Raw genomic sequence first — 8,201 nt, 5'->3', positions numbered from 1 at the left:
TAATTTATCTTAATGACATACCTCATGAGGTGATTGCATAATAACATTAGTTAAAAGTTTGTATCTCATCTAATGGTATTGTTATATTTCTTCGTTCTTGAGAATTGAAAGTTTTTATTATAACTATTGGTAGATGCTGCATATTTATAGAAAAAATATGCAGCATCTATCAATAGGTATGGAGAAGACTTACCCATTGCAATTTGATATGTACAAGAGCTTCTAAAAATATTGAGATTAAATTAAATTATTCATTATGATATCATGATTAATCTTTTTGTAACCATGAAGATGATTTAAAATGTCAAACTCAAATTTGTGTAATCAAGTTTTATTGACTTTTGTAGATAATTTTAAAGAACATAGAGAAGACTTATCAGCAGTGCTGCTAACACATCAGAAGTATTTATGGTTAGGGTCAGATGAAACCTCAACTATTGAGCGTCTATCTTTAGCTGATACTGACAAATTTACAGAGCATCAACAATTTAGAGTAGCAGAATTTATCGACTTACCTGCACCAGAAGATCAAGAAATTGATATAGAAGGACTTGCTTACACTGATGATTATCTATGGTTTGTTGGTTCTCATAGCTACAAACGTAAAAAAGCCAAGACCGATGATAAAACTGATGTCCAAAACTTTAAAAGGCTGGCAAAAATTGAGTCAGAATTTAATCGTTACGTCTTAGGACGGATTCCTTTAATAGACGGGAAGTTATTTTTATCTTATCCACATCCCCAAAATCTAGATGTGCAGTTGAGTGCTGCTAAACTAGAGATAACGGAACAGGGTAATGTGCTGATGACAGCTTTGGCAGACGATCCCCATTTAGGCTTGTTTATCAAAGCATTAATTCCAGGAAAAGATAACGGTTTTGATATTGAAGGAATAGGTGTTTATCAAAACCGGATTTTTTTGGGTTTGCGTGGGCCTGTATTGCGGGGTTGGGCTGTGATACTGGAAATTGAGTTAGAAGATTCTAGCGCTGGAATTCTAAAACTGCGGCCAATTGGAGAAGCGAAGGAGTTATATAAAAAGCATTTTATCTGGTTGAATGGCTTGGGAATTCGGGATTTGTGTGTAGATGGAAAAGATTTGTTGATTTTAGCCGGCCCAACGATGGATTTAGATGGGCCCATGCAAGTGTATCGTTGGACAAATGGCGTTAACTTGCGAGAAAATATCTTCAGCAATCCAGATTTTGTACAAGATATTCCCTATGGAAATCGGGAAGATCGTGCTGAAGGAATGACACTGTTTCAGGATGTAGCTGGTATACCTTCGCTATTGGTAGTTTATGACTCTCCAGCCAAAACTAGGTTTGTGGGTGATGGTGGTGTAGTAGCAGATGTGTTTAAGCTGGAATAGGATCAATTTTGGATTGTTAAAGGTTAGTAGAGATTGCTTGTACGGGACAAGTGGGGATACACTGTTCGCAGACGATACAACGCGATCGCGTGAATGTTAGTTTATACGTCTCAGGGTGGAGAGTCAGGGCTTCAGTAGGACAAACCCCAGTACACAAGCCACAATGGACACACACATCCTCATTGATCGCAATTTCACCTAAAGTATAAGAAACGTTAACATGCCGCGATCGCATCCATTCGATAGCGGCATCTAATTGATCGATATCTCCAGCTAGTTCTACTACCAGTTTGCCAATTTGATTTGGGGCAACTTGGGCGCGGATAATATTGGCAGCGACGTTGAACTCTTTGGCCAGTACATAAGTAACTGGCATTTGCACAGCGCGTTTCGGGAAGGTAAGTGTTACTCTTTTTTTCACAGGTTTAGCAGCGGGTTTTTTCTGTTGTAACGTATTGAAAGTTTTGTAACTCGTTGAAGAAGAAAACAGATACGCCAGAATGGGCTAAACCTTAGCTATCCGCTAACAAGAGGCGGAGACGTTTCCTGTCAACTCCTGTCAGAATCAAGACGCTCTTGCTAGCTTGCTTAAGAGCAGGGGTACGCAGACTCGCTTGCGGCCGGCGCTATCCGCTTTTTCGGTCAGAATACCCAACTCAATTCTGACTCCTGACTCCTGAATTCTGTTTTGATAATTGTAGCGTCAGATAAAGTGCGTTAAGCTACTGCTAACGCACTTGTTTAGCCGAAAAACTACTTAGGCAAAACCTGCCGCAGTGCTGCTAAAAGTTGGTCAACACTTTCCTTTCGACTATTAAAGCCCATCAATCCCACGCGCCAGACTTTACCCGCGAGTTCGCCAAGACCACCACCAATCTCAATATTATGTTCGCTGAGTAACTGTTGTGCGATCGCTTTCCCATCTACTCCTGTTGGAATGCAAACAGTAGTAAGAGTTGGTAGTCTATACTCTTGTTTAACGTGCATACTCAGTCCTAAATTCTCCAACCCTTCCCAGAGATACTCTACGTTTTTTTGATGCCTTTGCCAGGAGTTTGCTAATCCTTCTTCTGCAAGCAAACGTAGTGCTTCCCGCAATGCGTAGTATAAATTAATCGGTGCTGTGTGGTGATAGGTGCGTTCAGCGCCCCAATACTTACCCAGTAACGACATATCCAAATACCAGTTTGCAACCTTTGTTGGGCGCTGTTGCAATTTCTCAACTGCACGCGCACTCATAGTAAAAGGCGAAGCACCAGGCGGACAACCCAACCCTTTTTGGCTACAACTATAGGCTAAGTCAACTCCCCAAGCATCCAAAAACAATGGAACCCCACCCAAACTTGTCACAGTATCCACCAGCAGCAAAGTGCCAAATTCACGACACAAATCAGCGACTCCTTCTAAGGGTTGCCGTGCGCCGGTGGAAGTTTCGGCATGAACTAGAGCTAAAATAGCCGGACGATGAGTTTCTAAGGCAGTCTTGAGTTCATCTAGGTTGAAGACTTGTCCCCAAGGTTTGGTAATGGTTCGCACATCAGCACCATAACGTCCAGCCATATCTACGAGGCGATTACCAAAATAACCAGCTACACCAATCAAAACTACATTACCAGGTTCAACAGCATTAGCGATCGTTGCTTCCATTGCAGCTGTTCCCGTACCACTGACTGCAATGGTGAGTGGGTTTTCTGTCTGCCATACGTAGCGTAGCAATGACTGAATTTCATCCATGAGTGCAAGAAAAGCTGGGTCAAGATGACCAACTGGTGAGGTATTCATCGCCTGGAGAACTGTGGGATGGGCATTCGATGGCCCAGGCCCCAATAGTAGACGAGATGGGATTTCTAGTGGTGTGAGTTGCAAGCGCCCAGAGTCATTGATTGAAATTGTTTGCGTCATAATCTATCTTCGCCTAGACGATACTTACCGCATCATATAGGACTCCTATTTCATTTTTGAAAAAACTCAGTGCAACTTGAAAAGTCTGTTTCTCTATTGCTTGTTGTATGCAGTTCCTGAACGAACTTTGTCGGAAATTAGTTTTAAACATAAATAGGACAAGATTTTTGTATCAATTTATAAATGTTTTTTGATTTAACTGACTTTGAAAGCTTTTTACCTAATCAACATATTTCCTTTTTTCATCAAGCATTGAAAGTACTTTTTATGCCCACAAATTCCTGAAATCTCATTAACTAAATTAGTGTATTTACTGAGGAAAAGAGTTTATTTTATTCCTAAATTGAATGCATCTACCATAAATTACCTGCAAAGATTTTCATTTTTGCTCAATATCAGGTACTTAGTTATGACAAAGCACACTGTTATAAATAAAAGATTATTTATCAATATTGGTACTAACCCAACTTTAGATTTTTATTCTACCCGCATAGTTTTTATTGACCCACAGGTTGAGGATTACCAAAGTCTGGTAATGGGTGTTTTAGCAGATACTTCTGTTGTAGTTTTAGATGCCAACCAAGATGGCATTAAGCAAATTAGTCAAGTGCTGGAGTCTCATCAGGGAATCACTAGTCTGCACATTGTTTCCCACGGCGCACCTGGGTGCATTTATTTGGGCAACAGTCAACTTAGCTACGAAACCCTCAACCACTACGCAGCAGACCTGATGGGTTGGGCTAATGCTTTGAGTGAAGATGCACAACTACTGCTGTATGGTTGCAACGTAGCTCAAACAGAGCCAGGTGTTTTGTTTATACGCTGTCTGAGCGAATTGACAGGTGCAGTAGTAGCTGCCTCTAATGACTTGACAGGGAACGCTGCATTAGGTGGTGATTGGGAACTGGAGGTTTCTACAGGGGCTATTGTTCCTCCTTTGGCATTTGGGCAAGAAGTAATAGCAGCCTACACTTCAGTTTTCTCTGTAGTACTTCTTGATACTAGCTTTGATGGTGATGGTAAGGTCATTACTGATATCGGCTCAGGTACTAGCGATACTGCTAGAAGTGTTGTCGTCCAACCCGATGGCAAGATTTTGGTAGCAGGAGTGAGTAGTAATAACTTTGCTCTGGTGCGTTACAACAGCAATGGTAGTCTCGATACCAGTTTTGATAGTGATGGTAAGGTTACTACTGATATTGCCTCAGGCACTACCGATACTGGCAGAAGCATTGCCTTACAAGCTGATGGCAAGATTTTGGTAGCAGGAGTGAGTAGTAATAACTTTGCTCTGGTGCGTTACAACAGCAATGGTAGTCTCGACACTAATTTTAATACTACTGGCAAAGTTACTACTGATATCGGTTCAGGCACTAACGATAGTGCTTACAGCGTTGCCATACAGGGTGATGGCAAGATTTTGGTAGCGGGAGGGAGTTTTAATAACTTTGCCCTGGTACGTTATGACAGCAATGGCGATCTTGACACCAGCTTTGGTACTAATGGCATAGTCACTACTGATATTGGTTTAAAAACGAGCGATACCGCCTATAGCGTTAGCGTGCAAGCTGATGGCAAGATTCTGGTAGCGGGTTCCAGTACCAGTAACTTTGCTCTGGTGCGTTACAACAGCAATGGCAGTCTCGACACTAGTTTTAATACTACTGGCAAAGTTACTACTGACTTTGGGAGTACTGACATAGCCTATAGCATTGCTGTGCAAGCTGATGGCAAGATTATCCTGGCGGGAAAAGGCGGTAATGACTTTGCTTTGGCACGTTACAACAGTAATGGTAGTCTTGACACCAGCTTTGGCAGTAGTGGTAAAGTTATTACTGATATTGGTTCAAAGACGACCGACACCGCCTACAGCGTTAGCGTACAAGCTGATGGCAAAATTCTAGTGGCGGGTTCCAGTGCTAATAACTTTGCTTTAGTACGTTACAACAGCAATGGCAGTCTTGACACTGATTTCAATACTACTGGCAAAGTTACTACTGATATCGGCACAAAGAGTACTGATAATGCCTACGCTCTTACCCAACAAGCTGACGGTAGGATAATACTCGCAGGAGTAACCGGCGCTAACTTTGCTCTAGCACGCTACAGGATTAACCAAAATCCAGTGCTAGTGAACGAAATTGCAGACCAAGAAGCAACAGAAGACACGGTTTTCAATTTTACTTTTCCAGCAAACACCTTTACCGATCTCGATCCTGGAGACACCCTCACCTATACTGCCACTCTTGACAACGGCAATCCCCTACCCAGTTGGTTAAGTTTTAATGCTGCGACCAAAACCTTCAGTGGTACTCCCTTAAATGCAAACGTTGGTAGCTTGAACGTTAAAGTTACCGCCACAGATCCTTTTCTTGCGAAAGCAAGCGATGTCTTTGCACTCACCGTTAAGAACGTCAACGATCCGCCAGAGTTAGTTATGGCGATCGCAGACCAAGAAGCAACAGAAGACACGGTTTTCAATTTCACTTTCCCAGCAAACACCTTTACTGATATCGATCCTGGAGACACCCTCACCTATAATGCAACTCTCGACAACGACAACCCACTACCCAGTTGGTTAAGTTTTAATGCTGCGACCAAAACCTTCAGTGGTACTCCCCTAAATGTAAACGTCGGTAGCTTGAACGTTAAAGTTACCGCCACAGATTCTTTTCTTGCGAAAGCAAGCGATGTCTTTACACTTACTGTTAAGAACGTCAACGATGCACCAGAGTTAGTTATGGCGATCGCAGACCAAGAAGCAACAGAAGACACGGTTTTCAATTTCACTTTCCCAGCAAACACCTTTACTGATATCGATCCTGGAGATATCCTCACCTATACTGCAACTCTCGACAACGACAATCCCCTACCCAGTTGGTTAAGTTTTAATGCTGCGACCAAAACCTTCAGTGGTACTCCCTTAAATGCAAACGTTGGTAGCTTGAACATTAAAGTTACCGCCACAGATACCTCTGTTGCAAAAGTGAGTGATGTGTTTACACTCACCGTTAAGAACGTCAACGATCCGCCAGAGTTAGTTACAGCGATCGCTGACCAAGAAGCAACAGAAGACAAGGTTTTCAATTTTACTTTCCTAGCAAACACCTTTACTGATGTTGATGCTGGAGATAGCCTCACCTATACTGCGACTCTCGACAACGACAATCCCCTACCCAGTTGGTTGAGTTTTAATGCTGCGACCAAAACCTTCAGTGGTACTCCCTTAAATGCAAATGTCGGTAGCTTGAACATTAAAGTTACTGCTACAGATACTTCTCTTGCGAAAGCAAGCGATGTCTTTGCACTCACCGTTAAGAACGTCAACGATCCGCCAGAGTTAGTTACAGCGATCGCAGACCAAGAAGCAACAGAAGACACGGTTTTCAATTTCACTTTCCCAGCAAACAGCTTCATTGATGTTGATGCTGGAGATACCCTCACCTATACTGCAACTCTTGACAACGACAATCCCCTACCCAGTTGGTTAAGTTTTAATGCTGCGACCAAAACCTTCAGTGGTACTCCCTTAAATGCAAACGTCGGTAGCTTGAACGTTAAAGTTACCGCCACAGATACCTCTCTTGCGAAAGTGAGTGATGTGTTTACACTCACCGTTAAGAACGTCAACGATGTACCAGAGTTAGTTACAGCGATCGCAGACCAAGAAGCAACAGAAGACACGGTTTTCAATTTTACTTTCCCAGCAAACACCTTTACTGATATCGATCCTGGAGATAGCCTCACCTATACTGCGACTCTCGACAACGACAATCCCCTACCCAGTTGGTTAAGTTTTAATGCTGCAACTAAAACCTTCAGTGGTACTCCCTTAAATGCAAACGTCGGTAGCTTGAACATTAAAGTTACCGCCACAGATACCTCTCTTGCGAAAGTGAGTGATGTCTTTACACTTACTGTTAAGAACGTCAACGATCCGCCAGAAGTGGTGAATGAAATTGCAGACCCAGAAGTAACAGAAGACACGGTTTTCAATTTCACTTTCCCAGAAAACAGCTTCATTGATGTTGATGCTGGCGACACTCTCACCTATACTGCAACTCTTGAAAACGACAACCCCCTACCCAGTTGGTTAAGTTTTAATACTGCTACCCGGAATTTTAGTGGTACTCCCTTAAATGCCAACGTTGGTAACTTTAAGGTTAAAGTTACTGCTACAGATACTTCTCTTGCGAAAGTGAGTGATGTCTTTACACTCACCGTTAAGAACGTCAATGATGCACCAGAGTTAGTTACGGCGATCGCTGACCAAGAAGCAACAGAAGACACGGTTTTCAATTTTACTTTCCCAGCAAACACCTTTACTGATGTTGATGCTGGAGATACCCTTACCTATACTGCAACTCTTGAAAATGGCGACCCTCTACCCAGTTGGTTGAGTTTTAATGCTGCGACCAAAACCTTCAGTGGTACTCCCTTAAATGCAAACGTTGCTAACCTCAACATCAAAGTTACCGCTAGGGATATTTTGGGGGTTCCAGTCAGTGATGACTTTGCACTCACTGTTAAGAATGTCAACGATGCACCAGAGTTAGTTACGGCGATCGCTAATCCAAAGGTAGTGATAAATACGCAGTTCAATTTCACTATCCCAGAGAACACCTTCATTGATGTTGATGCTGGAGACATTCTCAGCTACACTGCTACTCTTGAAAACGGCGACCCCCTACCCAGTTGGTTGAGTTTTAATACTGCTACCCGGAATTTTAGTGGTATTCCTACGGTGGATAATTTAGGTAATCAGAATATCAAAGTTACCGCTAAGGATATTTCTGGCGATGAAGTCAGTGATGTATTCACACTTACAGTTGCTATAGGACTCCTATTTGATTTTTGAACAAGCTCCGTACATCTGAAGAGTGGCAAAGTCAAAAGTAGTGTGTCGAATAAACCACTCAAACATCCA

Annotated in this window: 4 protein-coding genes; 2 read left to right on the top strand and 2 right to left on the bottom strand. The window is 42.4% G+C overall.

Going from position 1 to position 8,201, the window contains the following annotated elements:
* Positions 1-301: 301 nt before the first annotated feature.
* Positions 302-1,372, top strand: coding sequence for a DUF3616 domain-containing protein (locus V7K42_RS00870; RefSeq protein WP_334912658.1), 1,071 nt, complete (start codon positions 302-304; stop codon positions 1,370-1,372).
* Positions 1,373-1,388: 16 nt separating this feature from the next.
* On the opposite strand, the gene V7K42_RS00865 is transcribed toward V7K42_RS00870, so the two are convergent.
* Both V7K42_RS00865 and V7K42_RS00860 read right to left on the bottom strand, forming a co-directional pair.
* The gene (locus tag V7K42_RS00865; protein WP_334912656.1) at positions 1,389-1,793 is read right to left on the bottom strand and encodes an NIL domain-containing protein; all 405 of its coding nucleotides are present in this window, start codon (positions 1,791-1,793) and stop codon (positions 1,389-1,391) included.
* A gap of 332 nt (positions 1,794-2,125) precedes the next feature.
* On the bottom strand, positions 2,126-3,274 hold the full coding sequence (locus V7K42_RS00860) for an alanine--glyoxylate aminotransferase family protein (RefSeq protein ID WP_334912654.1): 1,149 nt from the start codon (positions 3,272-3,274) through the stop codon (positions 2,126-2,128).
* A 409-nt stretch (positions 3,275-3,683) separates the two neighbouring features.
* Here V7K42_RS00860 and V7K42_RS00855 point away from each other — a divergent pair, with 409 nt between their 5' ends.
* On the top strand, positions 3,684-8,132 hold the full coding sequence (locus V7K42_RS00855) for a putative Ig domain-containing protein (protein WP_334912652.1): 4,449 nt from the start codon (positions 3,684-3,686) through the stop codon (positions 8,130-8,132).
* Positions 8,133-8,201 lie beyond the last annotated feature (69 nt).

Source organism: Nostoc sp. (assembly GCF_036917455.1).
GTDB lineage: Bacteria > Cyanobacteriota > Cyanobacteriia > Cyanobacteriales > Nostocaceae > Nostoc.
Note: the sequence above shows the minus strand (reverse complement) of the source record. Positions and strands in the feature narration are given on the sequence as shown.